The following is a 26,765-nucleotide window of genomic DNA, read 5'->3' as shown; positions in this document are numbered from 1 at the left end:
CCGGATCTGGCACCCTTGAACACACGATGAATCCCTCCGCCATCTCCCCGCCCCCCTCCGGCACGCCTGCCGCCGAGCTCGTGGCCCTGCCCGTCGGGTTCCCGACCGGTGCGGGCCTGCCCCCCGTGGTCCTCGAACTGGGCCGGATGTTCGAGTCCGCCGGGCATGAGCTGTCCCTGGTCGGCGGACCGGTGCGGGACCTGTTCCTGGGCCGGATGTCCCCGGACCTGGACTTCACCACGGACGCCGACCCGGACACCACCCTGCGGATCGCCCGGCGGTGGGCGGACGCCCACTGGGACATCGGCAGGAGGTTCGGCACCATCGGCTTCAGCAAGGACGGCTGGCAGCTCGAGGTCACCACCTACCGGGCCGAGCAGTACGACCCGGACTCCCGCAAGCCCCAGGTGGCGTTCGGCGACACGCTCGCCGGAGACCTGGTGCGCCGCGACTTCACCGTCAACGCCATGGCCATCCGCCTGCCCTCGCTGGAGCTCGTGGACCTCCACGGCGGCGTCAAGGACCTGGCGGGCGGGCGGCTGCGCACCCCGGGCACCCCCGAGGAGTCCTTCTCCGACGACCCGCTGCGGATGATGCGCGCCGCACGCTTCGCCTCCCAGCTCGGGATCGGCGTGGACGAGACCGTGACCGCGGCCATGACCGCGATGGCCGAGCGGATCACCATCATCTCCGCCGAGCGCGTGCGGGACGAGCTGGTCAAGCTCGTCAACGGCGCGCACCCGCGCTCCGGGATCAGCCTCCTGGTGGAGACCGGCCTGGCGGAACACGTGCTGCCCGAACTGCCGGCCCTGAAGCTGGAGACGGACGAGCACCACCGGCACAAGGACGTCTACGAGCACTCCCTGACCGTGATGGAACAGGCGATGGGCCACGAGTACCCGGCGCGCCTGGAGGAGCAGTGGGCTGCGGAGCACCCGGCCGACGCGGAGGGTGAGGCGGCAGCGGAGAGGTTCGCGCCGCCGTCGGGCACCTATGTGCCCGCGCCGGACTTCGTCCTGCGCTTCGCGGCGCTGATGCACGACGTCGGCAAGCCGGCGACCCGGCGCTTCGAACCGAACGGGGCGGTCACCTTCCGCCACCACGATGTGGTGGGGGCCAAGCTGGTCAAGCAGCGGATGCGGGCGCTGAAGTTCGACAACGACACCATCAAGGCCGTGGCCCGGCTGGTGGAGCTGCACATGCGGTTCTACGGCTACGGGGACGCCGGCTGGACCGACTCGGCCGTCCGCCGGTACGTCACGGACGCCGGGCCGGTGCTGCCGCGGCTGCACGCCCTGACCCGCTCGGACGTCACCACGCGCAACCGGCGGAAGGCCGATCGGCTGGCCTTCGCGTACGACGACCTCGAGCGGCGCATGACGGAGATCGCCGAGAAGGAGGAACTCGAGGCCGTCCGCCCTGACCTGGACGGTACCCAGGTCATGGCCATCCTCGGGATCAGGCCCGGACCGGTGGTCGGCCGGGCCTACCAGCACCTGCTGGAGTGGCGGCTCGACGAGGGCCCGCACGGCGAGGAGGAGGCCACGGCCGAGCTGCGGCGCTGGTGGGCGGAGCAGCCGGAGGCCCAGGGGGCCGAGGACGAGAACAGCGGGGTCTAGAACAGGCCGGTGACGTGGCCGTCCGCGTCCACGTCCATGGAGTCGGCCGCGGGGGTGCGGGGCAGTCCGGGCATGGTCATGACGGAGCCGGTCAGGGCGACCACGAATCCGGCGCCGGGCCGCAGCGCCAGCTCCCGCACGATGACGGTGAAGTCCTCGGGGGCCCCGAGCACCGCCGGGTCGTCAGTGAACGAGTACTGGGTCTTGGCCATGCACACCGGCAGGTGATCCCAGCCCTCCGCCACCAGCTGGTCCAGCTGGGCCCGGGCCCCCGCGGTGTACTCCACCCCCGCCCCGCCGTAGATCTGGGTCACCACGGCCTCGATCCGCTCGGCCACCGTCATGTCCTGGGTCCACAGCGAGCGCCAGCCGGAGTCCTCGCCCTCGGCCGGCAGGACCTCCACGAGCCGGCGCGCCACCTCCAGGGCACCGGCTCCGCCGCGGGCCCAGACCTCCGCCACCGCGGCCGGGACGCTCCGGCGGGCGCACCAGCCGGTGAGCCAGTCCAGTTCGGCCTGCGTGTCCTGCGGGAAGCGGTTGACCGCCACCACCACCGGCACGCCGTAGGCGGCCATGTTCCTGATGTGCCGGGCCAGGTTCGCGACCCCGGCCTCGAGCGCCTCGAGGTGGTGCCGCTCCGAGTCCGCCGTGTGGTGGTCGAGGTCCGCCAGCTCCATGCCGCCGTTGAGCTTCAGCGCGCGCACCGTGGCCACGATGACGCTGGCCGCCGGCGGGAAGCCGCCGGCCACCGCGGTGATGTCCATGAACTTCTGCCCGCCCAGGTCCGCCCCGAAGCCGGCCTCGGTGACCACCACGTCGGCCAGTCGCCGGGCCGTGTTCGTGGCGGTGATCGAGTTGGCCCCGTGCGCGATGTTCGCGAACGGACCGCCGTGCACGAACGCCGCGGAGCCGCCGAGGGTCTGGACGAGGTTGGGCTTCAGGGCGTCCTTGAGCAGCACGGCCATCGCCCCCTGGGCGCCGTGCAGGCCCAGGTCTCCGACGGTGACCGGCTGGCGGTCGGTGGTCCGGCCGATGATGATCCGGGAGAGCCGCTCCTTGAGGTCCTCCAGCCCGGTGGCGAGACAGAACACGGCCATGGTCTCGGTGGCCACCGTGATCTCGAACCCGTTCTCGCGCGGCACTCCCTCGGTGCGTCCGCCGAGGCCGATGACCGTCTGGCGCAGGGAGCGGTCGTTGGTGTCGAGGGCGCGCTTGAGGGTGATGGTGCGGGGGTCGATCCGCAGCTCGTTGCCCCGGTGCAGGTGGTTGTCCACGAGGGCGCAGAGCAGGTTGTGGGCCGAGGTGATGGCGTGGAAGTCGCCGGTGAAGTGCAGGTTGATGTTCTCCATCGGCACCACCTGGGCATAGCCGCCGCCCGTGGCCCCACCCTTCATGCCGAACACCGGGCCGAGCGAGGGCTCCCGCAGGGCGGCCATCGCCGTCTTGCCGGCCCAGGTGACCGGGGCATCGTCCGCGCGGGCGAGGAGGTTGAGACCGTCCGTCAGGCCCACGGTGACGGTCGACTTCCCCTCGCCGGCCGGCGTCGGGCTGATGCCGGTGACGAGCACGACGCGGCCGGCCCGGCCCGGGTCACCGGGCGCCAGGCGCGTGGTGTCCACCTTGGCCATGTGGCGGCCGTAGGGGATGAGGGCGTCGGCGGGGATTCCGGCCCGGTGGGCGACGTCGGCCACCGGTTCGAGCGTCGCTGCTGCGGAGATCTCGGCGTCGTTCATGGGGTGATCCTCGCATGGTGCCTGCCGGGCGGGGAATGGTGGAGTGCAGTGGACTTCCCTCGCCTTTTCCCCTCCCCACAGGGAACTGACGGTCGAATCCGGCCCATCTACTCGTCGGTAACCACGAGGAACGGACCGGATTCGACCGCCAGTTGTATCGGTGCGGGCGACTACCGCAGGTGGATGATGAAGTCCGGCGGCAACGGGATGTCGTCCCGGCTCGGGGACCGTTCCTGGTCGGGCAGGAAGGGCGCCGGGCGAAAGATGGTCCCGAAGCGCTGCTTGCCGGAGCGCCGGCGTGGGGTGCCGGGGTCATGGGAGTGTTCGCTCACGTGCTGTCACCCCCTCTCGAGGTTCGAGGGGGTCCGGTCAGGGACGGAGGGAGGACCACCGGGATGCCGGCGGTCAGGACGGGGTGATCAGGGGTGTGGCGGACGACGGACATGGCTGGGTGCTCCCTGGGTCGGGATGCCTCAGCGATGGGTCAGCGACTTGAGGGGGAAGTCCACCGGACCACTGGGATGGTCTGGCCGACGGTCCTACTCTGTTGCGGTCCCGGGCCGGGAAGTGGCCGGGGTGAGGATGCTCAGCTGCTGGTGTTCAAGGCGGAGGCGGGGTCGGGCAGAATGATGGCGGCGACTCCTGGGTAGGCCAGAAGGACGCCGGACACGGTGAAACCACCGTTCGAAGAGTCATTTCCAAAATTCATCATGTTCCCCACCTCCTTCAGATGAGTCCGTCCGCCGGTGCAGGGCGGAAAAGCCGACAAGGAAGCGCGCCGAAATCCTGGACGGACTTGGGCACTCGTCGAGAATAGCAGGCTCATGTGAGCCGCAACACCCCTACCGGTGAGTAATCTCCACCCACAGAAAACTGCGAGGTCGAATCCGGCCCGATTTCAAGGGTTACCCGTCAGTAAACGGGCCGGATTCGACCTCCAGTTGCAAGAAGGGAGGGGTGTGTCAGCGCTCGATCTCGCCGCGGATGAAGGCCTCCACGAGCTCGTGGGCCACGTCATCGTGGTGCTGGACGGGCGGGGACTTCATGAAGTAGCTGGAGGCGGAGAGGATGGGGCCGCCGATCCCGCGGTCCAGGGCGATCTTGGCGGCCCGGACGGCGTCGATGATCACGCCGGCGGAGTTCGGGGAGTCCCACACCTCGAGCTTGTACTCCAGGGAGACGGGGGCGTCGCCGAAGTTGCGACCCTCGAGGCGGACGAAGGCCCACTTGCGGTCGTCCAGCCAGGACACGTAGTCCGAGGGGCCGATGTGCACGTCGTCCTCACCCAGCACGGCGGAGGTGTTGGAGGTGACGGCCTGGGTCTTGGAGATCTTCTTGGACTCGAGGCGCTCGCGCTCGAGCATGTTCTTGAAGTCCATGTTGCCGCCCACGTTGAGCTGATAGGTCCGGTCCAGGGTGACCCCGCGGTCCTCGAACAGCTTGGCCATGACGCGGTGGGTGATGGTGGCACCGATCTGGGACTTGATGTCATCCCCCACGATCGGCACTCCCGCCTCCGTGAACTTCTCCGCCCACGCGGGGGTCCCGGCGATGAAGACGGGCAGGGCGTTGACGAAGCCGACCTTCGCGTCGATGGCGGCCTGCGCGTAGAACTTCGCGGCCTCCTCGGAGCCCACGGGCAGGTAGCAGACCAGGACGTCCGCGCGGGTGTCCTTCAGGACCTGGACCACGTCCACGGGCTCCGCGTCCGACTCCTCGATGGTCTCGCGGTAGTACTTGCCGAGCCCGTCCAGGGTGGGCCCGCGCTGCACCGTCACGCCGGTGGCCGGGACGTCGGCGATCTTGATGGTGTTGTTCTCCGACGCGGTCAGGGCGTCGGAGAGGTCCAGGCCGACCTTCTTCGCGTCCACGTCGAAGGCGGCCACGAACTCGAGGTCGTTCACGTGGTAGTCGCCGAACTGCACGTGCATCAGGCCGGGGACCTGCTCGTCCGCGGAGGCCTCGCGGTAGTACTCCACCCCCTGGATGAGGGAGGTGGCGCAGTTGCCCACGCCCGCAATGGCCACACGAATCGGGTTCTTCGACACCGGTACTCCTTGTTGTCCTGGCAGTCTGGGCCGCACGCCGGGCGCGACGGACTGACGGTCCCGAGGGTTCGGGACAGAAACGTTGTTGGGTGCCGTGGACCCGAGCGGGCTCGGCACAACCCCATCCACTTTACGCCGGATGACGGGCGTGGACGGCATCCGTGTCCAACCACCCGGCTCCGACCCGTATTCCCCGCAGCGCCCGGCCGGCGCCGGCCCTCCTAGGATGGTGGCCATGAGCCTGAGCACCCCGGGGAACACCACCAGGCCCGACGCCGGCGCTCCCCTCCCGGCCTCTGTCCCGTCCCGCGCGGACGGGCTCGTCCGCCGGATGGGCGAGATGCTGGGCGGCCCGATGGGCCGGCACACGGTGCCCGGGCGGATGGCGGGGACGTTCTGGACCCCGATGCGCGTGCTGATCGCGCTCACGACCCTCTCGGCCGTCGTCGCGGTCCTGCTGAAGTCCCCGTGCCGGCTGAACGGCTGGGGCCAGCCCACCGTCTACTACGCGGGGTGCTATTCGGACTGGTCCGCCCTGTACGGCGGCCGTGGCTTCGCCGAGGATCCGTTCGCCCCGTTCGCCGCGGGGGCGAGCTTCGAGTACCCGGTGCTGATGTCCGTGGTGGCCTCGATCGCGGCGGTGGTCTCCCGGATGCTGCCCTTCGCGGACCTGAACCCCTCGCTGGCCTACTGGGACGTGAACTTCGTGTTCACCGCGGTGCTGTGGATCGTCACGGTGGTGGTCACCGCCCGGTCCGCGGGGCGCCGGCCCTGGGACGCGCTCATGGTGGCCGTGGCCCCGGGCATCATCCTGGCCGGGTCCGTGAACTGGGACCTCTGGGCCGTGGGACTGCTCGCCGTGGGGATGTGGCTCTTCGGCGGGCGCAAGCCCCTGTGGGCGGGCGTCTTCTTCGGACTCGGGGCAGCCATGAAGCTCTATCCGCTGTTGATCCTGGGGGCCCTGCTCATCCTGGCCGTGCGCTCGCGGCGCTGGGCCCCGTTCCTCTGGGCCACCCTCGGCACCGTGGCCGCCTGGTTGACGGTCAACCTGCCGATGATGATCGGCAACCCGGCGGCCTGGATCGTGTTCTTCACGTTCTCCGGAGAACGCGGCCCGGGCCTGTCCTCCGTCTGGCACGCCTGGAACGTGACCCTGGAGAAGATCGGCGGGCCCACCATCGCCGCCGAGCAGCTGTCCCTGCTGGCCTACGGCGCCTTCTTCCTGTGCTGCTGCGCCATCTTCGCCCTCGGGGTCACCTGCCGCCACCGGCCGCGGGTCGCCCACCTGACGTTCCTGATCGTCGCGGCCTTCGTGTTGTGCAACAAGGTGTACTCACCGCAGTTCGTCATCTGGCTTGTGCCGCTGGCGGCGCTCGCCGTCCCCCGCTGGCGGGACTTCCTGATCTGGCAGTTCCTCGAGGTGCTGCACTTCTGGGCCATCTGGATGTACCTGGCCAAGGGCGCCTCGGGCTCCGAGGTCCAGCACTCCATGGACGACACCTTCTACGTGCTGGCGATCCTGGGCCATATGGCCGCCACGGTGTACCTGATGTTCCGCGTGGTGGAGCAGATGCTCAACCCGGCGCAGGACCAGGTGCGGGCGTCCCTGCCGGGCGGCCGGATCTGGCTGGCCGGCAACTCCGGCCAGGGCCGGGTCCAGGCGGCGGCGAGACTGAGGTCCCTGGGCTTCGACCCGGACCAGGCACGCAGCCTCCCCGTGGACGATCCCCTGGGCGGGTTCTACGACGACGCCCCGGACCGCGCCCCCTGGCTGCTGCGGGCCCACGCCGAGCTCCGCCACACTCCCGGGCATCCCGCCGGCCGGACCCCAGTACGGTAGGCACATGACCGAACTGTCCCCCCACCTGCAGGACCTGTCCGACTTCGTGACGGCCAGCCCCTCGAGCTACCACGCCGCCGCCGAGGCCGCCCGCCGGCTGGAGGCCGCCGGCTACGCCCGCGTCGACGAGCGGGCCGACTTCCCCGCGGCGCCGGGCGGGTACGTCCTGGTGCGGGACGGTGCGGTGATGGCCTGGCGGATTCCCGACGCCGGCCCGGTCGCCTCGGACGGTGCGGTCCCGGTGTTCCGCATCCTCGGCGCCCACACAGACTCACCCACCTTCAAGCTCAAGCCGAGGCCCTCGACCTCCCGGGAGGGCTGGCTACAGGCCGGCGTGGAGGTCTACGGCGGTCCGCTGCTGAACTCCTGGCTGGACCGCGAGCTCTGCTTCGCCGGACGCGTGGTGTCCACGGACGGGCGGGAGCACCTCGTCCGCACGGGACCGGTCGCCCGGTTCCCGCAGCTGGCCATCCACCTGGACCGCGAGGCCAACAACGGGCTGACCCTGGACCGGCAGAAGCACCTGAACCCGATCTGGGGAGCGGCTCCGGCGGGTGCCGGCGGCCGGGGCGGGGAGCCGGCGGCAGACATCCTCGCCGTCCTGGCGCGCACCGCGGGACTGGACGCGGACGACGTGGCGGGCTTCGACGTCGTGATGGCCGATACCCAGCCGCCGGGGCTGTTCGGTGCTGCCGGGGAGTTCTTCGCCTCCGGCCGGCTGGACAACCTCTCCTCCGTGCACGCCGGGCTGGTGGCCATGGAGCGGTTGGCCCCCCACGGGGACGGGGCCGGCGTGGTGGCCGAGGGAATCGTCGGGGAGGCCGCCGGGGCACCGGTGATCCCCGTCCTGGCCGCCTTCGACCATGAGGAGCTCGGTTCGGCCTCCCGCTCCGGGGCGGCCGGGCCCGTGCTGGAGGACGTACTGCGCCGCGTGCTGGTGGCCCTGGGCGTGGAGGGCCAGGGGGCGGCCCGCTCCTTCGCCGGATCCTGGCTGCTCTCCGCCGATGCCGGGCACCTGGTCCACCCGAACTACGCCGAACGGCACGACCCGGTGAACCACCCGGTACCCAACGGCGGGCCGCTGCTGAAGATCAACGCCAACCAGCGCTACTCCACGGACGCCGCTGGTGCCGCCGCCTTCGCCCGCTGGTGCGGAGTGGCCGGGGCACCCTTCCAGGAGTTCGTCTCCAACAACACGGTGCCCTGCGGCTCCACGATCGGGCCGATCTCCGCCACCCGGCTGGGGATCCGCACCGTGGACGTGGGGATCGGCCTGCTGTCCATGCACTCCGTCCGTGAGATGTGCGGTGCGGAGGACCCCGAACGCCTGGCCGGGGCCGTGGACGCGTTCTACGCCGGAGTCTGACCTCCGTCACTGCACAGCGGCCGACGACCGGCGGGTGGTCCACAGATCCAATTGGGCGCTGTGGCATGGCAGCGGCTAAGATGGCTAAGGTTTTCTGCGTGCCGTCCCATGACGGACTCCACGCAGGGGACATCGCACAGAACCTCCTGTTACGGAAGTACCGTGACCGTCAGCCCAAAGGAGGTGGGTTCGCATGCGTGCATATGAACTGATGGTGCTGGTTGATCCCGAAGTGGATGAGCGCACCGTTGAACCGACCCTGCAGAAGTACCTGGAGGTCGTCACCAAGGACGGCGGCTCCGTGGACAAGTTCGACCTCTGGGGCCGGCGCCGCCTGTCCTACGAGATCCAGAAGAAGGCTGAGGCCATCTACGCGGTCATCAACTTCACCAGCTCCCCGGAGACCTCCAAGGAACTGGACCGACTGCTGGGTCTGAACGAGACCATCCTCCGCACCAAGATCATCCGCCCGGAAGAGCAGAAGATCTCCGCGGAGTAACGACCGTGCCGGCACCCTCGAGGCAGCCGCACCCCCACGCCGATATCACCGCCGAACAGCACTGACTCAAGGCACTACAGGAGGCACCATGGCCGGAGAAACCGTCATCACCGTTGTTGGAAACCTGACGTCCGACCCGGAGCTGCGGTTCACCCCCTCGGGTGCTGCCGTGGCGAACTTCACCATCGCCTCCACGCCGCGGACGTTCGACCGCCAGTCCAACGAGTGGAAGGACGGGGAGACCCTGTTCCTCCGCGCGTCGATCTGGCGCGAGGCGGCGGAGAACGTGGCCGAGTCGCTGACCAAGGGCACCCGCGTGGTGGCCCAGGGCCGGCTCAAGGCCCGGAGCTACGAGACCCGAGAGGGCGAGAAGCGGACGAGCTACGAGCTGGACGTCGATGAGATCGGCCCCTCGCTGCGCTACGCCACCGCCAAGGTCACCAAGTCCAACCGCTCCGGCGGGGGCGGCTTCGGCGGCAACTCGGGTGGCAGCGGCTTCGGCGGGGGCCAAGGCGGCGGCTTCAACCAGGGTGGCGGCGGCCAGGGCGGCGGCAACGCCGGCTGGGGCGCCGGTGGCGGCGGCCAGCAGAACGACCCGTGGGGTGGATCCTCCACCTCCGCCGGTTCCTGGGATACCCCGGGGAGCAACGAACCGCCGTTCTGATCCAGCAGCACCGGATCACCACCGATTCACCCGGGACTGGTGTCTCACCAGTTCCCTCCCGGCCTCCGGCGCCCTCGGGCAACCGGACGGCCGAACGCCGCGCAGGAACCGTTTCCCGCACGGCTCGCAGGTGGCAACCCACCCGCGATCCCATCCCGCAGAACCGTTCTGCGGGCTCCCGAATGACGAAGGAGCACCACGATGGCGAAGGCTGAAATCCGTAAGCCCAAACCAAAGTCCAACCCCCTGAAGGCCGCTGACATCACCGTCATCGACTACAAGGACGTTGCACTGCTGCGCAAGTTCATCTCCGACCGCGGCAAGATCCGCGCGCGTCGCGTGACCGGCGTGACCGTGCAGGAGCAGCGCAAGATCGCCCAGGCCATCAAGAACGCCCGTGAGGTTGCCCTGCTTCCTTACTCCGGCGCTGGCCGCGGCTGATCGACCGAGTCGAGGAAGGAACAGATACCAGATGGCAAAGCTCATTCTGACCCAGGAAGTGACTGGCCTGGGCTCCGCCGGTGACGTCGTCGACGTCAAGAACGGCTACGCCCGCAACTACCTGCTGCCGCGTGGCTTCGCGACCACGTGGTCCAAGGGTGGCGAGAAGCAGGTCGAGTCGATCAAGGCTGCCCGCGAGACCCGCGCCGTGAAGTCCCTCGAGGAGGCCCAGGCCCTGGCAGCGCAGCTGCAGGCGTCCCCGGTCAAGCTCGAGGTCACCGCCGGTGAGGGCGGCCGCCTGTTCGGTGCCGTCAAGGCCGCCGACGTGGCCGACGCCGTGGAGGCCGCCGGCCTCGGCAGCATCGACAAGCGCGTGGTGACCCTGCCGACCGCCATCAAGGCGACCGGCCGGTTCCAGGCTCACGCCCGCCTGCAGGAGGATGTCCTGGCCGTGATCGACCTGGACGTCGTCGCTGCGAAGGCCGCCAAGAAGTAGAGACAGAGCGCGGAGGGGACGTGATCGTCCGCCTCGGTGATCTCGGCAGAGGCCGGCCAACTCCCTCAGAGGAGGTGGCCGGCCTCTGCCGTGCCTGGGTGCTCAGCGCCCCGCGGTGCGGGGCTGGTCGAGCTCCTCGGTGGAGAACCGGAAGGCGTTGCCGATGAGTTCCTCCAGCACCTCCAGGTCCACGTCCGCCAGCTTGTTGACGTAGAGGCAGGCCTTGCCGCTCTTGTGCTTGCCCAGGCGGGACAGCAGCTCGGTGGTCTCCGGGCGGGGCGTGAGGACATAGAGGGACAGGCTCGCCTTGCGCGGAGAGAAGCCGGTGGCCATGGTGTCCCCCGAATGGCCGGAGGCGTACTCGTAGTGGTACTGGCCATAGCCCACCATGCTCGGTCCCCACATGACGGGCTCGTGTCCCGTCACGCGACGGAACATCTCATCCAGGACCTTCGCGTCGGCCTGGCGGACCGGGTGATCCACCCGGGCGAGGAACTCGTCGACGGGAGTCGCGGTGGGCTGTGTCTTGTTCTCATCACCGGCCATACGCCTATCATTCCAGCCCCTCTCACCGGAGGGAATGTGAAACCGCCGCGGAGTGAAGAGCGGATGAACCCCACACGGGCGTGACTCCTGTGACAAGCGGGGCGTCGGCAGGACTGGGCGGGTGCCGGAATGAGCGCGAACGAGGCATACAACCGCCAGTACAAACCCTGTGGACAACCTGTGGATATATGTGAAAAGCGGAGGAGACGCTTTGCGCCCAGGGGGTCCACGGTGGTACGTACGCCGGAGTAATCCCCAAGGAAATTCTTTTGAATCCACAGCCTGGGAATCGTAAACGACCATGTCAGGCTCCACTTGTGGATAAATACCCGAGGTAATCCCCGGAGTTGTCCCCACGCTGTGCACACAACACGCCGGGGAATCCACATGTTATCCACAGAAGGTGTGGAACACGCGGTTGAGGCGGGTCCTGCCGGCGAGTAGTGTCTCGTGGTATCCCCTTCAGGCGGGCCCGGGTATTGGCCGTGGTTTCACGGCGCACATCCGGCATACAACGTCTGCGGAATCCGCCGTCTCAGCAGGGTCTGGTGCGGCGGATTCCATGGGGGTCATCGCACCGCGAGGAGTTGCCGGGCCGTCCGGTTACGGGAGAGGGAATCAAGTACTTGGCATCACAGGATTTTGATTCCACCGACGGCGCCGGTGGCTCGCGGGCCGGCCTTCTTCCTCCGCAGGATCTCGTCGCCGAGCAGTCGGTCCTTGGCGGGATGATGCTTTCCAAGGACGCCATCGCGGACGTGGTGGAGCTGTTGCGCGGCAACGACTTCTACAAGCCCGCCCACGAGATGGTCTACGAGGCCATCATCGACCTCTACGGCCGAGGTGAACCGGCCGACGCCGTAACCGTGGCAGACCTGCTGAACAAGCGCCAGGAGCTCTCCCGGATCGGCGGCCCCGCCGTCCTGCACGAGCTGGTCCAGTCCGTCCCCACAGCCGCCAACGCCGGCTTCTACGCGGAGATCGTCCGCGAGAAGGGCGTGCTGCGCCGTCTCGTGCAGGCCGGCACCAAGATCGTCCAGATGGGCTACGGCCAGGACGGTGAGGTCGAGGAGATCGTCAACGAGGCCCAGGCCGAGATCTACAAGGTCGCCGAGACCCGCCAGTCCGAGGACTACGTGCCCCTGTCCGGGATCCTTGAGCACACGGTGGACGAGATCGAGGCCGCCGGGTCCCAGGGCGAGGGGATGACCGGGGTGCCCACCGGCTTCTACGAGTTCGACGAGCTGACCCAGGGGCTGCACGGGGGCCAGATGATCGTGATCGCGGCCCGACCGGCCGTGGGCAAGTCCACCCTGGCGCTGGACTTCGCCCGCGCCGCCGCCATCAAGAACAACATGACCTCCGTGTTCTTCTCCCTCGAGATGGGCAAGAACGAGATCGCCATGCGCCTGCTCTCCGCGGAGGCCACGATCGCCCTGCAGGACCTGCGCAAGGGCACCATCCGGGATGAGCAGTGGTCCAAGATCGCCGCGACCGTGGGCCGCCTGAACGACTCCCCGTTCTTCATCGACGACTCCCCGAACATGTCCATGATGGAGATCCGCGCCAAGTGCCGGCGCCTGAAGCAGAAGCACGACCTCAAGCTCGTGATCCTGGACTACCTGCAGCTGATGAGCTCCGGCAAGAAGGTCGAGTCCCGCCAGCAGGAGGTCGCCGAGTTCTCCCGTGCGCTCAAGCTGCTGGCCAAGGAACTCGAGGTCCCCGTGATCGCCCTGTCCCAGCTGAACCGTGGCTCCGAGCAGCGCACGGACAAGAAGCCCCAGGTGTCCGATCTGCGTGAGTCCGGATCGATCGAGCAGGACGCAGACATGGTCATTCTGCTGCACCGCGAGGACATCTATGACAAGGAGTCCCCGCGCGCCGGTGAGGCGGACCTGATCGTTGCCAAGCACCGTAACGGCCCCACCAAGACCATCGTGCTCGGCTTCCAGGGGCACTACTCCCGGTTCTCCAACATGGCGCCCGACGCCGGCGGGTTCTGACGGCCGCCCTGCGGACGCCCGGGACCGCTGCGCCGGTGAACGAGATGGGCCCGGTGGGTCAGGCTGGCCAGGCGGTGACCGAACTCTGGGAGCGGGCCACCGTGAGCCACGCCCCCCTGGACCTGCCGCTGGTCCTGGGCCTGGCCGCCGTCGCGCTCCTGCTGGCTTGGAGCCCGTGGGGCTACCGGCTGGTTCGGCACCTGGTGACGCTGGTCCACGAGGCCGGGCACGCGCTCGTGGCCGTGCTCGCCGGGCGCCGACTCAGCGGCATCCGCCTGCACTCGGACACCTCCGGGGTGACCCTCTCGCGCGGGCGGCCGCGGGGCCCCGGCATGGTCCTGACGCTGGCCGCCGGCTACCCCGCCCCCGCCCTCGCCGGGTTGGCGGGCGCGTGGCTGGTGGGCGCCGGGTATGCCGCGGGCGGGTTGTGGCTGCTGGTCCTCACCTGCGCCCTCATGCTGTTGCTCGTGCGCAACCTCTACGGGCTGTGGGTGGTCCTGGTGACCGGTGCGGCCGTGGGCGCGCTGTCCTGGGCGGCCGCGCCGGTGGCGGTCCAGACCGCCGCCTACCTCGTGGTCTTCTCGCTGCTGCTGGCGGCTCCGCGTTCGGTGGTGCAGATGCAGCGGGCACGACGCCGGTCCGGCCACCACCGCGGACGCGTGCGGTCCGGCGGTGCGCCGGCCTCCGACGCGGACCAGCTGGCCGGGCTGACGGGCCTGCCGGCGCTGGCCTGGGTCGCGGTGTTCTGGGCTGTCTGCCTGGCGTGCCTGGTGCTGGGGGCCTGGATGCTGTGGCCCTAGGAGGGCACCGCAGCGCGGACCTTGTGCCCCACCGGACCCGGCCCTAGCGTCGGCACCATGACCTCGACGAGCACCACGACCACCGACCATGACGAGATCCGCCGCTGGGTGGAAGAGCACGACGGCCAGCCCGCGAGCGTGACGGGCACCGAGGGATCGGAGGAGGCCGGCGTGCTGCGCATCGACTTCCCCGGCGGCGCCGCGGAGGACCAGCTCGAGCACATCTCCTGGGAGGACTGGTTCGCCAAGTTCGAGCAGGAGGGACTGGCCTTCCTCTACCAGGAGGAGAAGGCCGACGGAAGCGACAGCACCTTCTTCAAGCTGGTCTCCCGATGAGCGCCGAGCCGTCCCCGGCCGGGGCGGGCAGCGCCTTCGAACCCCGCCGGATCCTCGTCACGGGTGCCGATTCCGGCATCGGCAAGGCCACCGCCGTCGCCCTCGCCGGGGCCGGCCGGCAGGTCGGCATCACCTGGCATGAGGACGAGGAGGGCGCCGAGGTCACGGCGCAAGAGGTGCGCGCGGCCGGGGCCACCGCCCACGTGCGCCACCTGGATCTCGGCGATCCCGCACGCGGCACCGCCGTGGTGGACGAGCTGGCCGGGGTGATGGGCGGCGTCGACACCCTGGTCCTGTGTTCCGGCACGGGCACGGCCACCCGCCTGCTGGACCTCGACCTCGAGACATGGCAGCACGTGATCCGCGTGGACCTCGACGGCGCGTTCTGCTGCCTGCAGGCGGCCGCCCGCCACATGGTCCGGGCCGGCTCCGGTGGGCGGATCGTGGCCATCACCTCCGTCCACGAGCACGCACCCCGGGTGGGCGCCGGCCCGTACTGCGCGGCGAAGGGCGGTCTCGGCCTACTCGCCAAGGTCGCCGCGCTGGAGCTGGCCGAGTACGGGATCACGGTCAACGCCGTGGCACCGGGGGAGATCGCGACCCCGATGACGGGCCAGGAGGACGAGTCGGTGCTGCAAGGCAAGCACCGCCCCGGGATCCCGGTCACCCGCCCGGGGGACGCGCGGGAGGTGGCGGCGACCGTCGCCTTCCTGTGCGGCCCCGACGCGGGCTACGTCACCGGCGCGTCCTGGGCGGTCGACGGCGGCATGCTCACCATGGGCCCCATGGCCGGCTCGCACCTGGCCGACGACGCGTGGCGCCGCCCCTGAGGCAGGCCTCCTCGTCTGGACGGCTGGACCCCGCGCTCCGGCCGGCCCGCCCGGGCGACGCCGCCGATGGCCCCTGCCGCCGGAACGTCCGGGGCACCTAGCATGCGGTCCATGAGAATCGTGGTGCTCGGTGCCTCTGGAACCCTCGGAACACTCCTCGTGGACCTGCTGCGCGCGGACGGGCACGAGGTGGTCCCTGCCAGCCGGTCCGCCGGCGTGGACGCCTTCACGGGGCGCGGCCTGCAGGAGGCGTTCGCCGGCGCCGACGCCGTGATCGACGCGATCAGCCAGGTCAGCTTCAGCGCCGCGAAGGCCATCGGGTACTTCACCACCACGGCGGGGAACATCTGTGCGGAGGCCCGCCGGGCCGGCGTCGGGCGCCTGGTGTGCGTGTCCATCGCCGGGGCCACGGACGGCGAGGTCAACCGGGCCTACGGGTACTACCGTGGCAAGGCGGCGCAGGAGCACGCCTACCGGTCCTCCGGCCTGCCGGTGACGCTCATCCACTCCACCCAGTGGTTCGAGCTGGTACCGGTGATGCTGCGGATGACCACCCTGGGACCGGTGGCCCTGCTGCCGACCATGCGGATGGCGCCAGTGGCGGCGGAGTCGGTGGCGCGGTTGGTGGCCGAGGAGGCCGTGCGACCGGCCGGGGACCAGGCCGGAGGGTCCGACGCCGGCCGGGAACCCCAGGTGCGCACCGTCGCCATCCGCGGACCCGAGACCGCGACGGCGGCCGAGGTGGCCCGGAGGATGATCGAGGGGCTGGGCTCGGTGGGCGGCAGGGCGCCGCGGCGGATCCTGGAGGCGCCCCTGTTCGGCCGGGCCATGGCCGGTGGGGGGCTGATCCCGGAGGCGTCGATCGTGGACGGCGTGACCCTGGACGAGTGGATGGAACGGCGGCGTTCGGCGCCGGACGGCCCAGGGGGCCCGGAGGCGGCGGCGACGCCGGCCCTGGACCCGAGCGCCGCGGGCGTGCACACGGACGAGGTGCTGGACGCCTACGACTACGTGATCGTGGGCGCGGGGATGGCGGCGGCGAAGGCCGTGGAGGGCATTCGGACCGAGGATGCGACCGGCAGCATCGGGCTGTTCGGCACGGACACCGCCGCGCCGGTCTACCGCCCGGACCTGTCCAAGACCCTGTGGGTGGACCCAGAGGCCTCGCTGGAGGGATCGCTCATGGTGTCCGGGGCCGAGGGCTCGGAGCACCGGCCGGACGCGAACACGCAGTTCCACCTCGGCACCACCGTGGCCGCCCTGGCCCCGGACGAGCACTCGATCACCCTGGCCGACGGCCGGTCCGTGCGGTACGGCAAGCTCCTGCTTGCCACGGGCGCCGGGCCGCGCACCGCGGGACTGCCGCCCGGGGGCCGGGTCATCTACTACCGGACCGTGGCCGACTACCGCCGGCTGCGGGAGCTCGCGGCGCCCGGGGTCCACGTGGTGGTGGTCGGCGGCGGGTACATCGGCTCCGAGGTCGCGGCCGTGCTGACCCAGAACCGCGTCCGGGTGACCCTCGTGGCCCCCGGCGAACCGCTGCTGGCCCAGATGTTCCCCGAGTCACTGGCCCGGACGGTCACGCAGGAGTTCCGGGACCGCGGCGTGGAGATCGTCCTCGGACGTCTGGCCGGCGGGTCTGAGCGGGAGGACGGGGTCACGGTCCGCCTCGAGGACGGAACCGAGATCGCGGCGGACGCGGCCGTCGTCGGGGTGGGGGTGGAACCCCGCACGGAACTGGCCCGGGCCGCCGGACTGGCCGTGGACCAGGGGGTCCTGGTGGACGAGCACCTGCGCACCGGTGCCCACAGCATCTACGCGGCCGGGGACGTGGCCCGGTATCCGGACCGGCTCCTGGGGGTCCGCCGCGTGGAGCATGCCTCCGCCGCGGAGACCATGGGCAAGATGGCGGGGCGCAACATGGCCGGGGCGGGCAAGCCCTACCGGACCACCCCGTTCTTCTGGTCCGACCTGTTCGACCTCGGCTATGAGGCCGTCGGGGAGCTCGACGCCCGCCACACCATGGTGGAGGACTGGGCCGTGGGTGCGGACGGGGAACCGGACCTCTCCACCGGCGTGGTCTACTACCTCAATCCGGTGGGTTCGGTCCGCGGGGTGCTGCTGTGGAACGTCTGGGACTCCGTGAAGGCGGCGCGCGAGCTGATCGCGCGGACCGCGGAGGAGCCCGTGGCCGATCCAGGGAGCCTGCGGGGGACCATCCCGCTGGGATGACCCGCGCGCCGTCGGAGAACCGGGGCTGGCCAGTGGGCGTGGCCCGGCGGGAGGATGGACCCATGAGTGACACGAAGCCCGACCCGAAGAAGATCCTCACCTCCGCCGAGATCGCCGAGGCCGGTCTGGACGGCTGGACCGAGGACGGCGGCACGCTGACCGCCACGTTCGCCACGAAGTCCTTCGCCACCGGACTGGAGCTCGTCAACCTCATCGGCGCCTCCGCCGAGGACAACAACCACCACCCGGACCTGGTGCTGACCTATCCCTCCGTGCAGGTCACCTGGTCCAGCCACGACGTCGGCGGGATCACGAGCCGGGACGTTCGCCTGGCGCGGGCGACCAGCGGGCACGCGGAGGCGCTGCGGGTCTCGGTCGCCTGAGCGGCGGGACGGTTGCTCCGTGGGCAAGAACGTGCCGTGGGTGGGGGGCGGTGGCGAGCAATTCCTCGGATTATTCCTCCGCCGACCGGGGCACGTCCTGCAACGGGGTGCGCCACCACTCGGGGGAGACGATGGGGAAGCGGCGGCCGGTGACCTCGGTGGGCACGATCCGGATGAACTTGCCCTTGGCCCCGCCCTGCCAGGGCAACAGGGGCAGGCGGACGGTGTCCATCAGTCCGGCGGTGTCCGTGATCTGCTCCGCCCGGCCCTTGACCACCACGCTCCACGCGGTGCCGGACCCGGCGTCCGGGCTGTCGGTCTCCAGCGCCACGGCCGCATCGCCCAGGGCCGCGGAAACCTTGGTGCCCTCGGCGGTGCGGAACACCAGGGCGCCCCGGTCCACCGTGAAGTTCACGGGGAAGATCTCCGGGTGGTCCTCCACCCACACCGCCAGACGGCCGATCTCCGCGTGGCGCAGCAGCTCCCAGCAACGCGGCTCGGTGAGCGTCTCGACCTGTGCGCCGGCGCCCTCGGTGCCCCCCACCCGTCTCTCCGTCACGTGCTCCTCCTCGGTCAGGTCGGTGTCATCGCCCCGGGGTGTCCCGGGCACGGCATCGCCCGGCGGTCACCGGACACCACCAACTCTGGTGGGACGGCGACTGCCGGGCAAGGGACCGTCGGCTGGTTCAGGGTGACATCCGATCCACCGCGATCAGCGGACCATCACCGCCGTCCGTGGTGCCGGTACGCCACCTTCACCACCGTGCCGTTGCCCTCGGGGTCGAAGACGCCGGTGGTCGCGTAGACCGTGTTCCCGTGGACCTCCACGTCCCCGGGGGAGTCGGCGGCGAAGAGCGTGGTGGCCTTGCGGGACCCCTGGGGGATGACCGAGACCTCGCCGCCGAACATCTCTGCGGCGAACACGGTGCCGTTCGAGGCCACGGCCACGCCGGTGGCCCCGTGCAGGCCGGAGGCCACGGTGCGGATCTTCCCGCGCTTCGGGTCGACCTTGTAGACGTGGCTCAGCGGGAGGGACTCGCCGGCCACCCCGGCCAGGGTGGTGACGTAGAGCTGTCCGTCACGGCCCATCTCCACGTCCGTGGGCACGGGCTCACCCACGAAGGTCCTGCCCTCGAGGCAGTCCGGCGCGGTGGTGCCCGCCGGCAGCTGGGGCATCCCGGCCAGTGCCGCGTCGAGCGCAGCCATCAGCTCTGGACCCGCCGTGACCTTCACGGGAGGCAGCACGGCCACCGTGGAGATCTTCCCGGACCGCGGTGACACCTTCAGCAGGGCATTGGCACCGGCGTCGGCCACATAGGTGGCGTGCCGGGTGACGTCCAGCTGGTAGGCGTGGGAGAAGTCCTCACCGGTGGCCTCGCTGAGCAGGCGCTGGCCGATCTGGGCCTCCAGGGCGGCCAGGTCGCGGGCGCACTGGCCTCGGAGTCCCACGAAGCCGTACCTGACCTTCCGGTCCGGGTTGCGCTTCGACTCGTGCGCCAGGAAGTCCTGGCTGACCACGCTCCGCTTTCCCTTCGAGGTGGTCTTGACGATGTGGCTGAATCCGGCCAAGTAGTCGGTCTCGATGTGGAACGTGGACCCCTTGGAGTAGTCCACGCCGGCGATTTCATTGGAGGGGCCCTGTGGTCCGGGCTCACCCGGGGGCATCTGGGCCACCGTGGAGACCCGGCCCCGGCGGTCGATCTTGGAGAGGGTTCCGGCAAAACCCTGGGTGACGAACAGCTCGTGGCGATCCCCCAGGGCCAGGGCCAGGGGGCCGGCGAGGCCTTCGGCGACGGTGGAGGGGGTGGGTGGCGCGGGCGAACGGTGGGCGTGGGCGGGCGCGGCGATGAGGGTCGAGGACAGGGCGAGGCAGCCGGCGGCCGCGAGGGCGGACGCGCGCAGGGGATTCTTGGGCATGGTGGGCTCCGGTGGAGACGGTCAGGCATGGCACGGCGGAGGGGTCGGGCACCGTGCTGGCCAAGGGAACGGCGTCGGCAACGGTGCCTGCGGCGAGGGCGCGGGCCGCGGCTCAGGGCGGGCGGCCGGAGTGGAATGGCAGGAGAGTAGACCTGCGGTGTCCACCGTGTCCACGTCTGGCGCTCTGCTTGACTGGACCCATGCACGCATTCGCCTTCACGGACTACGGCGGACCCGAGGTGACCCGGCTGATCCGGGTCGAGGATCCTGTACCCGCCGTCGGTCAGGTCCTCATCCGCCTCCACGCCTCCGGGGTCAATCCGGCGGACATCAAGGTCCGCTCGGGGCTGCGGCAGGGGCGGATCCCGGTGCGGTTCCCCATGGCCATGGGCCGTGAGGCGGCCGGGCAGGTGGTCGACGTCGGCCCGGGCGTCACCGGGTTCGCCGCCGGTGACGAGGTGTTCGGCTCGACGGCCACCGGGACCGGATCGATGGCCGAGCTGGTCCTGCTGGAGGCCGCGGCCACGGCGCACCGCCCGTCCGGAGTGCCCGCGGAGCAGGCGGCCTCGATCCCCGTCTCGGTGGCCACGGCCTACGACGGCCTCGACGAGCTGGAGTTGGCCGCGGGCTCCACCCTCCTGGTCCTCGGGGCCGGCGGCGGCGTGGGCACGGCGGCCTGCGGCCTGGCGCGGCTGCGTGGGCTCCGGGTGCTGGGGGTCGCCTCGGAGTCCAAGCGGCCGGCCGTGCAGGGCCTCGGGGCCGTGCACGTGCCCAAGGGCGAGGGCTGGGCCGGCCGGGTGCGGGCGCTCGCCCCGGAGGGTGTGGCCGGCGTGATCGACGCCGTGGGCGGGGACGTCCTGCGTGCATCCACCGGACTGCTGCGTGCCCCGGAGGGCTCCAGGGCCGGGGTGCTGCCCGTGCGCAGCGTGGCCGACTTCGGGCTCGTCGCGGAGCTCGGGGGCCAGACGATCGGCCGGCGCCGGACCACGGAGGTCTTCGCCCGGGTGGCGGGGCTGGTGGCCGCGGGGCACTTCACGCCCGTGGTCTCCGCGGCCCATCCCCTCGCCGAGGCGCAGAAGGCCGTGGCCGCCGTCGAGCATCACAGCCCGGTGGGCAACGTGGTGGTGACGGCCTGACCGAGGCTCAACCTCCACCCCTGACATTTCGCCGGTGATCTGGCTACGGTGGCCATGGCGATGAACCCACCGCCGTCACCGACGTCATAGGAGGAACACCATGCCCCGTCCGATCGTCAGCAAGGCCAGCACCTCATGGGACGGAGACCTGTTCACCGGCTCCGGCTCCACCGCCCTCGAGACCTCCAAGGCCGCCACCTTCGACGTGAACTGGAAGGCCCGCGCCGAGGAGGCCGGCTCCACCACGAACCCGGAGGAGCTGCTCGCCGCGGCCCATGCCACCTGCTTCACGATGCAGTTCTCCAACATGCTCAAGGAGAACGGCACCGCCCCCACCCACCTGGACACCACGGCGGACGTCACGTTCGAGGCCGGGGTCGGGATCTCCAAGATCCTGCTCGTGGTCAAGGGCCAGGTCGAGGGGATCTCCACGGAGGACTTCGTGAAGATCGCCAGCGAGGCCAAGGACCAGTGCCCCGTCTCGCAGGCGCTCGCCGGCGTCAAGGACGTCAGCGTGGACGCCACCCTGGCCTGAGGCCCTCCAATGAGGGGCCTGTTGGACAGGGTGAGCGCGGAGATGCGTTCCGCCGTGCAGGCTATGCAGTTCCCCGGTCTCGTCTGGTCCCTGACCACAGGGGAGCGCGGCGGCCGGCGGGTGACGCTCGAGGCCCCCGGTGAGGTGCCGGGAGATGCGCTGATCCGCATCGCCTCGGTCACCAAGCCGATCGCCGCCGCGGCGACCCTCGCGCTGGCCGAGGACGGGGTGCTGACCCTGGACGATCCGGTGGAGCGGTTCGTGCCGGCCTGGGCCGGGCGCCGCGTGCTCGCCACCCGTCATGGTCCCCTGACCGCGACCGTGCCGGCGGACCGTTCGACCACGGTGCGGGACCTGCTGGCCATGGGGTTCGGACTCGGGTACGACGCGTCCGCCCCGGAGGGAGACGCCCTGTCCGCCGCGACCGCGGCGGCCGGCCTCTACTCGGACGGGCGGGTCCCCCGTCTGGATCCGGCCACGTGGGCCGAGCGGGCGGCGGGGTTGCCGATGGCGCACCAGCCCGGGCAGGGATGGCTCTACCAGTCCTCCTTCGACGCCCTCACCGTGGTGGTGCAGGCCGCCACGGGCCAGCGCTTCGACGTGATCCTGCGGGAGCGGATCCTGGATCCCCTGGGGATGGCCGAGACCGGGTACACGGTGCCGGCGGAGAAGCTGTCCCGGGTGCCCCGCCACGGGTTCCCGGACGCCGCGGGCGGGCCGGCAGAGATCCTCCCGGCCGGCGACGGTTCCCTCCTGGAGCCGCCCTCGTTCCCCTCCGCGGCCACCGGCCTGGTCTCCACGGTGGCCGACCTGATGCGCTTCGCCACCATGCTCCTGGATGGCGGCAAGGGACCGGACGGGCGCGTGCTCACCGAGGACTCCGTGCGGGCGATGGCCACGGACACCACCACCGAGGCCGGCCGGGCCATGGGGGCCGGGATCCTGCCGGAGGACCAGGTCTGGGGCCTCGGCGTGGGCATCGACCGCCGGGGCCGGTTCGGCTGGGACGGCGGGACGGGTTCGAGCCTCTGGGTGGACCCCGCCGCCGGGGTGGCCGGCGTGCTGCTGACCACCGAGGGCATGTCATCCCCCGAGCCGCCTCAATACCTCCAGCGTTTCTGGCGAGCGGTGCGCACGCCGGCGTAGCCTCCGGCCAGACCGATCGGGTCGGTCCGGGGCGGCTCAGGCGAACAGGCCGGCCACCAGCTCGTCCGAGCGCCGCTGCCCCGGCAGGTCACTCATCCCGCCGGTCACCAGGAGTTCGTCGGCCCCCGTGAAGGTGATCAGCTCCTCCACCTGGCGGCGCACCTGGTCCGGGGTGCCGTGGATCCCGGTGGCGAGGCTCTCCTTGACCCGCTGCCGGTCGCGCCCGGTGACGGATCCGGCGTCGAGCAGGGCCTTGATCTGGGCCACCGGTGCCAGGGGCCGGAACTCGCCCGCGACCCTCGACTGCGCCAGCGCCCAGGCCTCCGGCAGGACCAGATCCCGGGCCGCATCGGGCGTGTCTGCCGCCGCGAGCGTGGTCGAGGCGATGACGTACGGTGCGGGGAACCACCGCGAGGGGCGGAAGTCCCGCCGGTAGCGCGCCAGCCCCTCGTGCTCGGACAGTGGCGCGTCCGGAGTCCCACGCTGGAACAGGGACGGCCCGCCCACGACGACGGCGAGCCCGGCCTCCGCGGCCCACCTCAGTCCCTGCCCGGCCGCCAGCACGAACACCGGGGTGGCGGCGTGGTCCTGCGGGCGGGCAGTGATGTCGGCGGTGCCGCCGAGGAAGTCGAGGAGCTCGGCCAGGTCCTCCGGGAACCGCTGCGCCGCCTCCTGGTCCCGCCGCAGGGCCCGGCGGACGGCCGGGGTGAAGCCCACGGACCGGCCCAGGCCGAGGTCGATCCGGCCGGGGAACAGCGCCTCGAGCGTGGCAGCCTGCTCAGCGACGACCAGGGGCTGGTGGTTGGGCAGCATGACCCCGCCGGAGCCCACCCGCAGGTGATCGGTGGCCGCTGCGATGGCGGTCATGAGCAGCGTCGGCGCGGAGCCGGCGATGCCCGGCACCCCGTGGTGCTCGGCCACCCAGAAGCGCCGGTACCCCAGGGTCTCCGCACGTCGGGCCCGGGCGATGACCCCGTGCAGGACCTCGGCGTCCGAGGCTCCGGCGAGGGAATTCGCGCGGTCGAGGACGGAAACGGGCAGGCCGGAGACGGGAGGCGGGGTCATACCCTCCCCAACGAGCGGCGGGCCCGGAATATTGCCGGGCCGGGCCAGGCCGCCGGCCGACCGCGAGACCTGCCGGCCGGCGTCGGGCCCTTGCTACCGTGCGCGCATGGCCGTCATCTACGAAACCGCCACCACCCTCAACGGCTTCCTCGCCACCGAGGACAACTCCCTGGACTGGCTCTTCGCGATCCCCGGCGAGCAGCCGGATATCAGGCCGTTCATGGAGTCCGCGACTGCCCTGGTCATGGGTTCCACCACCTACGAATGGCTGCTGGACATGGAGGATCTGCGGGACCACCCGGAGAAGTGGCAGGACAGCGTGGGCGCCCATCCCGTGTTCGTCTTCTCCAGCCGGGACCTGCCGCTCCCGGACGGCGCGGATGTCCGGATCCTGGCCGGCGACGTCGGCCGGCACCTCCCCGAGATCCGCGCGGCCGCCGGGGACGGGGACATCTGGATGATGGGCGGAGGCGGGCTCGCCGCCCAGTTCCTGGCCGCCGGGGCACTGGACCGGATCGCCCTGACGATGGCGCCGGTGACCCTGACCGCCGGCAAGCCCCTCTTCTCCGGGGACGCGAGGTGGGACCGGCTGCGGCTGCGCTCCGCCGAGAGGATCGGGGAGTGGGCCCGGCTCGTCTACGACGTCACGCCACTGACCTCCTGAGTTGTTTCTCGCCTCACGCTATACCCTCATCCGTTGCAATAGTGTGTGGCACACAGTATCGTGTGAGGCGTGAACGACGATCTGGCCTCGACCCTCGCCACCCACCGGCAGGAGCTGCGCCGGGGCACCCTCGTGGTGGCCTGCCTGTTGGCCTGCCGGACCCCGCGCTACGGCTACGCCCTGCTGGAGTACCTCGGGTCCGTGGGCCTGGAGGCCGAGGCCAACACGCTCTACCCGTTGCTGCGCCGGCTCGAGGGCCAGGGACTGCTGCGGGCGGAGTGGAACACGGACGAACCCCGTCCGCGCAAGTACTACAGCCTCACCGAGGACGGAGCTGCCATGGCGGAGGAGCTCCGGGATGAATGGACACGACTAACGGCCAGCCTGGCCGCCCTTTGGAAGGAAACCCCCTGATGGCCACCCTGACCCGTCGTTACATCGACCAGGTCGTCGCCCACGTGCCGGACGGCCAGCGCGAGGACCTCTCCCGGGAGCTGGACGCGCTCACCTCGGACATGCTGCAGGAGCGGCTTGCCTCCGGGGCGGAGGAGGTCACCGCCGAACGCGAGGTACTCGAGGAGCTCGGGGACCCGGCCCGCCTGGCCGCACGGTATCGCGAGGCGCCGAACCACCTGATCGGCCCGGAGGTCTTCCCCCTCTACACCCGGCTGCTGCGCTGGGTGCTGGTGCTGGTCCTGCTGCTATCGCTGCTGGCCAACGTCATCGCCTACTCCGCCACGGTGCCTGACGGACACCTGGGCGGGATGATCGGGCAGGCCGTCGGCGAGGCCGTCGTCGCACTCTTCGTGGCCTTCGGCGCCGTCACCGGCTTCTTCGCCGTCTTCGAACGCGTGGTTCCCTCGCCGGATCGGGGCCGGGCCGGACGAAGCGCGGCGCGCCAGTGGAGTGTGGAGGACCTGGAGGTGGAGGTGGTCAACGCCCGCGACGCCCGCTCGGAGGCAATCTCCAGCCTGGTCTTCCTCGGGATCGTGGCACTGGTGCCCCTCGTGCCCACCACATTCCTCTACGTGGGCCACCTCAACGGCGGCGGTTCCTTCGTCAACCAGGCGCTGTGGGACTTCTGGCTGCCGGCCTACTACGTGCTGATCCTCCTGGGCATCGCCCAGTCCGTCTGGACCCTCGTCCGCGGCCGGGTGACCCGGGCGCAGGTGGTGGCCCGGGCCATGCTGGACGTGGTGGCGGCGGTGTTCTTCACCGTGCTGGTGCTGACCCAGCAGGTGCTTGACCCCGCCATTGACTCCGGCATCCTGCAGACGTCCCGCGGGGCGGACTGGGTCGACGTGCTGTACGTGGCGGTCATCTGGCTGGTGGCCCTCTGGGACCTGTACGTCTGCGTGAAGTACTGGCGGACCCTGCGCTCGCAGGATGCTTTGATCACGACGTAATAACGTAGCTGCTCGACCCGGCGTCCAGGGACGCTTCATCTGGGGCTGATGTTCTTGATATGACAACCAGGAAGTGCACAGCGGACCACAAGGTTGCGGTTTCATAACAAACCTGTACCTTTAAGTAACGGTCCGATAACCCTCCGATGGTGTCAGGGAGGCTGCCGATCCCCTGGGGACGGTGCCGCCTGGCCTGCCGCCATCAGGGACCGTCCGTGTGTACCCAGTCGTCTATCAAGGTATGAAACCGATGAACTTCTCCACCCGCCGTGACCGCCTCGCCGCCGAGCGGCAGGTCCGCCGCTCCCACGCCCGCCGACGCCTGGCCGTGGGCACCCTCGGGGTGACCACCGCCTTCGGCGCCGTCCTCGCCGGTGTGGCCCCGGCCTCCGCCAACGATGGCTCGCAGCCAGCCTCCAGCTACCAGGACTGGAGCTACCAGGGCGAGTCGACCGGATCGACCTCTTCCAGCTCCCCCTCCAGCTCCTCGTCCGGCTACGGCGCTGACTACTCCACCGCCTCGACCGGCTCCTCGAGTCAGGGTGCCACCTACCAGCTGGCCTCGTACTCCTCGACGTCCGGCTCCTACGGAGCGGCCGCGGACTGGGCCGTGACCACGGCCAACGATCCCTCCGTGGGCTACGCCTACGGCGGGAACGGGCCGTCCGCCTATGACTGCTCCGGCTTCACCCAGAGCGCCTTCGCTCAGGCCGGCGTGGACCTCCCCCGGACCTCCGGCGCGCAGTACGCCGGGGCCAACCAGTACGTGGGCCTGGACGAGCTGCAGGTCGGTGACCTGGTGTTCTGGTCCAACAACGGATCGGCCTCTGGTATCTACCACGTGGCCGTGTACGTGGGCGACGGCAAGATCGCCCATGCCCGCAATTACACCGAGGGCGTCTCCGTGACCGACGTGGACTACAGCCCGTGGAACATGATGGGCACGGCCGCGCGGTACTGATCCGCGTCCCGGGTTCCGCTCGGGTCCACGGCGCCGCCTCGCGCGGTGTCCACCCGGCTTTGAGGGCAGAGATCACCAGTGATCTCTGCCCTCAAAGTG

General features: G+C 70.7%; 27 protein-coding genes. 20 read left to right on the top strand and 7 right to left on the bottom strand.

Annotation, left to right across the window (positions count from 1 at the left end; all coding sequences use genetic code 11):
- Positions 1-26 precede the first annotated feature (26 nt).
- The gene (locus tag RE421_RS02885; RefSeq protein WP_309814038.1) at positions 27-1,619 is read left to right on the top strand and encodes a CCA tRNA nucleotidyltransferase; all 1,593 of its coding nucleotides are present in this window, start codon (positions 27-29) and stop codon (positions 1,617-1,619) included.
- Here RE421_RS02885 and RE421_RS02880 read toward each other — a convergent pair.
- From RE421_RS02880 to RE421_RS02870, 3 genes are all read right to left on the bottom strand, one after another.
- Positions 1,616-3,352 (bottom strand): formate--tetrahydrofolate ligase, encoded by a 1,737-nt coding sequence (locus RE421_RS02880; protein ID WP_309814035.1) that lies wholly within the window; start codon positions 3,350-3,352, stop codon positions 1,616-1,618. The genes RE421_RS02885 and RE421_RS02880 overlap by 4 nt on opposite strands.
- A 170-nt stretch (positions 3,353-3,522) precedes the next feature.
- Positions 3,523-3,684: a hypothetical protein gene (locus tag RE421_RS02875; RefSeq protein WP_309814031.1), complete on the bottom strand. Its 162-nt coding sequence runs from the start codon at positions 3,682-3,684 to the stop codon at positions 3,523-3,525.
- A gap of 630 nt (positions 3,685-4,314) precedes the next feature.
- Positions 4,315-5,400 carry an inositol-3-phosphate synthase gene (locus RE421_RS02870; RefSeq protein WP_309814028.1) on the bottom strand — a complete coding sequence of 362 codons (1,086 nt, stop codon included), beginning with the start codon at positions 5,398-5,400 and terminating at the stop codon, positions 4,315-4,317.
- 235 nt (positions 5,401-5,635) lie between these two features.
- Between RE421_RS02870 and RE421_RS02865 the strand changes: the two genes are divergently transcribed.
- From RE421_RS02865 to rplI, 6 genes are all read left to right on the top strand, one after another.
- Positions 5,636-7,240, top strand: coding sequence for a glycosyltransferase 87 family protein (locus RE421_RS02865; RefSeq protein ID WP_309814024.1), 1,605 nt, complete (start codon positions 5,636-5,638; stop codon positions 7,238-7,240).
- Between the two features lie 4 nt (positions 7,241-7,244).
- Positions 7,245-8,606: a M18 family aminopeptidase gene (locus RE421_RS02860; protein ID WP_309814022.1), complete on the top strand. Its 1,362-nt coding sequence runs from the start codon at positions 7,245-7,247 to the stop codon at positions 8,604-8,606.
- Between the two features lie 193 nt (positions 8,607-8,799).
- Positions 8,800-9,105: a 30S ribosomal protein S6 gene (gene rpsF, locus RE421_RS02855; protein WP_309814019.1), complete on the top strand. Its 306-nt coding sequence runs from the start codon at positions 8,800-8,802 to the stop codon at positions 9,103-9,105.
- 88 nt (positions 9,106-9,193) lie between these two features.
- Positions 9,194-9,769 (top strand): single-stranded DNA-binding protein, encoded by a 576-nt coding sequence (locus RE421_RS02850; protein WP_309814017.1) that lies wholly within the window; start codon positions 9,194-9,196, stop codon positions 9,767-9,769.
- A 201-nt stretch (positions 9,770-9,970) separates the two neighbouring features.
- Positions 9,971-10,210, top strand: a complete 240-nt coding sequence (gene rpsR, locus RE421_RS02845; RefSeq protein WP_010144869.1) for a 30S ribosomal protein S18 — start codon at positions 9,971-9,973, stop codon at positions 10,208-10,210.
- Positions 10,211-10,241: 31 nt separating this feature from the next.
- Positions 10,242-10,706 (top strand): 50S ribosomal protein L9, encoded by a 465-nt coding sequence (gene rplI, locus RE421_RS02840; protein ID WP_309814014.1) that lies wholly within the window; start codon positions 10,242-10,244, stop codon positions 10,704-10,706.
- A 102-nt stretch (positions 10,707-10,808) separates the two neighbouring features.
- On the opposite strand, the gene RE421_RS02835 is transcribed toward rplI, so the two are convergent.
- On the bottom strand, positions 10,809-11,252 hold the full coding sequence (locus RE421_RS02835; protein WP_309814011.1) for a DUF1801 domain-containing protein: 444 nt from the start codon (positions 11,250-11,252) through the stop codon (positions 10,809-10,811).
- 626 nt (positions 11,253-11,878) lie between these two features.
- On the opposite strand from RE421_RS02835, the gene dnaB reads away from it, so the two are divergent.
- From dnaB to RE421_RS02805, 6 genes are all read left to right on the top strand, one after another.
- A complete protein-coding gene (dnaB, locus tag RE421_RS02830) occupies positions 11,879-13,255 on the top strand; it encodes a replicative DNA helicase (protein ID WP_309814008.1) in 1,377 nt (458 codons plus the stop codon).
- A gap of 74 nt (positions 13,256-13,329) precedes the next feature.
- On the top strand, positions 13,330-14,055 hold the full coding sequence (locus RE421_RS02825; RefSeq protein ID WP_309814006.1) for a M50 family metallopeptidase: 726 nt from the start codon (positions 13,330-13,332) through the stop codon (positions 14,053-14,055).
- Between the two features lie 57 nt (positions 14,056-14,112).
- Entirely contained in the window at positions 14,113-14,391 is a 279-nt protein-coding gene (locus tag RE421_RS02820) for a hypothetical protein (RefSeq protein WP_309814003.1), read from the top strand.
- On the top strand, positions 14,388-15,221 hold the full coding sequence (locus RE421_RS02815) for an SDR family oxidoreductase (RefSeq protein ID WP_309814001.1): 834 nt from the start codon (positions 14,388-14,390) through the stop codon (positions 15,219-15,221). The genes RE421_RS02820 and RE421_RS02815 overlap by 4 nt, the downstream gene beginning before the upstream one ends.
- A gap of 111 nt (positions 15,222-15,332) precedes the next feature.
- Positions 15,333-17,453 carry an FAD-dependent oxidoreductase gene (locus RE421_RS02810; protein ID WP_309813998.1) on the top strand — a complete coding sequence of 707 codons (2,121 nt, stop codon included), beginning with the start codon at positions 15,333-15,335 and terminating at the stop codon, positions 17,451-17,453.
- A gap of 62 nt (positions 17,454-17,515) precedes the next feature.
- Positions 17,516-17,836 (top strand): 4a-hydroxytetrahydrobiopterin dehydratase, encoded by a 321-nt coding sequence (locus tag RE421_RS02805; protein WP_309813995.1) that lies wholly within the window; start codon positions 17,516-17,518, stop codon positions 17,834-17,836.
- A 70-nt stretch (positions 17,837-17,906) separates the two neighbouring features.
- On the opposite strand, the gene RE421_RS02800 is transcribed toward RE421_RS02805, so the two are convergent.
- The gene (locus RE421_RS02800; RefSeq protein WP_309813992.1) at positions 17,907-18,446 is read right to left on the bottom strand and encodes a pyridoxamine 5'-phosphate oxidase family protein; all 540 of its coding nucleotides are present in this window, start codon (positions 18,444-18,446) and stop codon (positions 17,907-17,909) included.
- A gap of 113 nt (positions 18,447-18,559) precedes the next feature.
- Entirely contained in the window at positions 18,560-19,753 is a 1,194-nt protein-coding gene (locus tag RE421_RS02795; protein WP_309813985.1) for a ScyD/ScyE family protein, read from the bottom strand.
- Between the two features lie 200 nt (positions 19,754-19,953).
- Here RE421_RS02795 and RE421_RS02790 point away from each other — a divergent pair, with 200 nt between their 5' ends.
- The 3 genes from RE421_RS02790 to RE421_RS02780 all read left to right on the top strand — a co-directional run bounded on the left by RE421_RS02790 (position 19,954) and on the right by RE421_RS02780 (position 22,570).
- Complete coding sequence (locus tag RE421_RS02790; RefSeq protein WP_309813982.1) at positions 19,954-20,889, top strand: NADP-dependent oxidoreductase; 936 nt, start codon at positions 19,954-19,956, stop codon at positions 20,887-20,889.
- 100 nt (positions 20,890-20,989) lie between these two features.
- The gene (locus RE421_RS02785) at positions 20,990-21,424 is read left to right on the top strand and encodes an OsmC family peroxiredoxin (RefSeq protein ID WP_309813978.1); all 435 of its coding nucleotides are present in this window, start codon (positions 20,990-20,992) and stop codon (positions 21,422-21,424) included.
- 30 nt (positions 21,425-21,454) lie between these two features.
- The gene (locus RE421_RS02780) at positions 21,455-22,570 is read left to right on the top strand and encodes a serine hydrolase domain-containing protein (protein WP_309813975.1); all 1,116 of its coding nucleotides are present in this window, start codon (positions 21,455-21,457) and stop codon (positions 22,568-22,570) included.
- A gap of 36 nt (positions 22,571-22,606) precedes the next feature.
- On the opposite strand, the gene RE421_RS02775 is transcribed toward RE421_RS02780, so the two are convergent.
- Positions 22,607-23,635, bottom strand: a complete 1,029-nt coding sequence (locus RE421_RS02775) for an MsnO8 family LLM class oxidoreductase (protein WP_309813974.1) — start codon at positions 23,633-23,635, stop codon at positions 22,607-22,609.
- 106 nt (positions 23,636-23,741) lie between these two features.
- Between RE421_RS02775 and RE421_RS02770 the strand changes: the two genes are divergently transcribed.
- The 4 genes from RE421_RS02770 (at position 23,742) to RE421_RS02755 (ending at position 26,666) form a co-directional block, all read left to right on the top strand.
- Positions 23,742-24,299: a dihydrofolate reductase family protein gene (locus tag RE421_RS02770; protein WP_309813970.1), complete on the top strand. Its 558-nt coding sequence runs from the start codon at positions 23,742-23,744 to the stop codon at positions 24,297-24,299.
- 69 nt (positions 24,300-24,368) lie between these two features.
- Positions 24,369-24,713 carry a PadR family transcriptional regulator gene (locus RE421_RS02765; protein WP_309813967.1) on the top strand — a complete coding sequence of 115 codons (345 nt, stop codon included), beginning with the start codon at positions 24,369-24,371 and terminating at the stop codon, positions 24,711-24,713.
- Complete coding sequence (locus RE421_RS02760) at positions 24,713-25,705, top strand: hypothetical protein (RefSeq protein ID WP_309813966.1); 993 nt, start codon at positions 24,713-24,715, stop codon at positions 25,703-25,705. Before RE421_RS02765 ends, RE421_RS02760 begins: the two co-directional genes overlap by 1 nt.
- A 250-nt stretch (positions 25,706-25,955) precedes the next feature.
- Positions 25,956-26,666 (top strand): C40 family peptidase, encoded by a 711-nt coding sequence (locus RE421_RS02755; protein ID WP_309813963.1) that lies wholly within the window; start codon positions 25,956-25,958, stop codon positions 26,664-26,666.
- The last annotated feature ends 99 nt before the right edge of the window (positions 26,667-26,765 follow it).

Source organism: Citricoccus sp. I39-566 (assembly GCF_031432995.1).
In the GTDB taxonomy this organism is placed as follows: domain Bacteria; phylum Actinomycetota; class Actinomycetes; order Actinomycetales; family Micrococcaceae; genus Citricoccus; species Citricoccus nitrophenolicus_A.
Note: the sequence above shows the minus strand (reverse complement) of the source record. Positions and strands in the feature narration are given on the sequence as shown.

Bases quoted from the DNA above. Each gene is read 5' to 3' on its own strand.
- RE421_RS02885 (WP_309814038.1), top strand. From the start codon at position 27: ATGAATCCCTCCGCCATCTCCCCGCCCCCCTCCGGCACGCCTGCCGCC.
- RE421_RS02880 (WP_309814035.1), bottom strand. From the start codon at position 3,352: ATGAACGACGCCGAGATCTCCGCAGCAGCGACGCTCGAACCGGTGGCC.
- RE421_RS02865 (WP_309814024.1), top strand. From the start codon at position 5,636: ATGAGCCTGAGCACCCCGGGGAACACCACCAGGCCCGACGCCGGCGCT.
- RE421_RS02860 (WP_309814022.1), top strand. From the start codon at position 7,245: ATGACCGAACTGTCCCCCCACCTGCAGGACCTGTCCGACTTCGTGACG.
- rpsF (WP_309814019.1), top strand. From the start codon at position 8,800: ATGCGTGCATATGAACTGATGGTGCTGGTTGATCCCGAAGTGGATGAG.
- RE421_RS02850 (WP_309814017.1), top strand. From the start codon at position 9,194: ATGGCCGGAGAAACCGTCATCACCGTTGTTGGAAACCTGACGTCCGAC.
- rpsR (WP_010144869.1), top strand. From the start codon at position 9,971: ATGGCGAAGGCTGAAATCCGTAAGCCCAAACCAAAGTCCAACCCCCTG.
- rplI (WP_309814014.1), top strand. From the start codon at position 10,242: ATGGCAAAGCTCATTCTGACCCAGGAAGTGACTGGCCTGGGCTCCGCC.
- RE421_RS02835 (WP_309814011.1), bottom strand. From the start codon at position 11,252: ATGGCCGGTGATGAGAACAAGACACAGCCCACCGCGACTCCCGTCGAC.
- RE421_RS02820 (WP_309814003.1), top strand. From the start codon at position 14,113: ATGACCTCGACGAGCACCACGACCACCGACCATGACGAGATCCGCCGC.
- RE421_RS02815 (WP_309814001.1), top strand. From the start codon at position 14,388: ATGAGCGCCGAGCCGTCCCCGGCCGGGGCGGGCAGCGCCTTCGAACCC.
- RE421_RS02810 (WP_309813998.1), top strand. From the start codon at position 15,333: ATGAGAATCGTGGTGCTCGGTGCCTCTGGAACCCTCGGAACACTCCTC.
- RE421_RS02805 (WP_309813995.1), top strand. From the start codon at position 17,516: ATGAGTGACACGAAGCCCGACCCGAAGAAGATCCTCACCTCCGCCGAG.
- RE421_RS02795 (WP_309813985.1), bottom strand. From the start codon at position 19,753: ATGCCCAAGAATCCCCTGCGCGCGTCCGCCCTCGCGGCCGCCGGCTGC.
- RE421_RS02790 (WP_309813982.1), top strand. From the start codon at position 19,954: ATGCACGCATTCGCCTTCACGGACTACGGCGGACCCGAGGTGACCCGG.
- RE421_RS02785 (WP_309813978.1), top strand. From the start codon at position 20,990: ATGCCCCGTCCGATCGTCAGCAAGGCCAGCACCTCATGGGACGGAGAC.
- RE421_RS02775 (WP_309813974.1), bottom strand. From the start codon at position 23,635: ATGACCCCGCCTCCCGTCTCCGGCCTGCCCGTTTCCGTCCTCGACCGC.
- RE421_RS02770 (WP_309813970.1), top strand. From the start codon at position 23,742: ATGGCCGTCATCTACGAAACCGCCACCACCCTCAACGGCTTCCTCGCC.
- RE421_RS02760 (WP_309813966.1), top strand. From the start codon at position 24,713: ATGGCCACCCTGACCCGTCGTTACATCGACCAGGTCGTCGCCCACGTG.
- RE421_RS02755 (WP_309813963.1), top strand. From the start codon at position 25,956: ATGAACTTCTCCACCCGCCGTGACCGCCTCGCCGCCGAGCGGCAGGTC.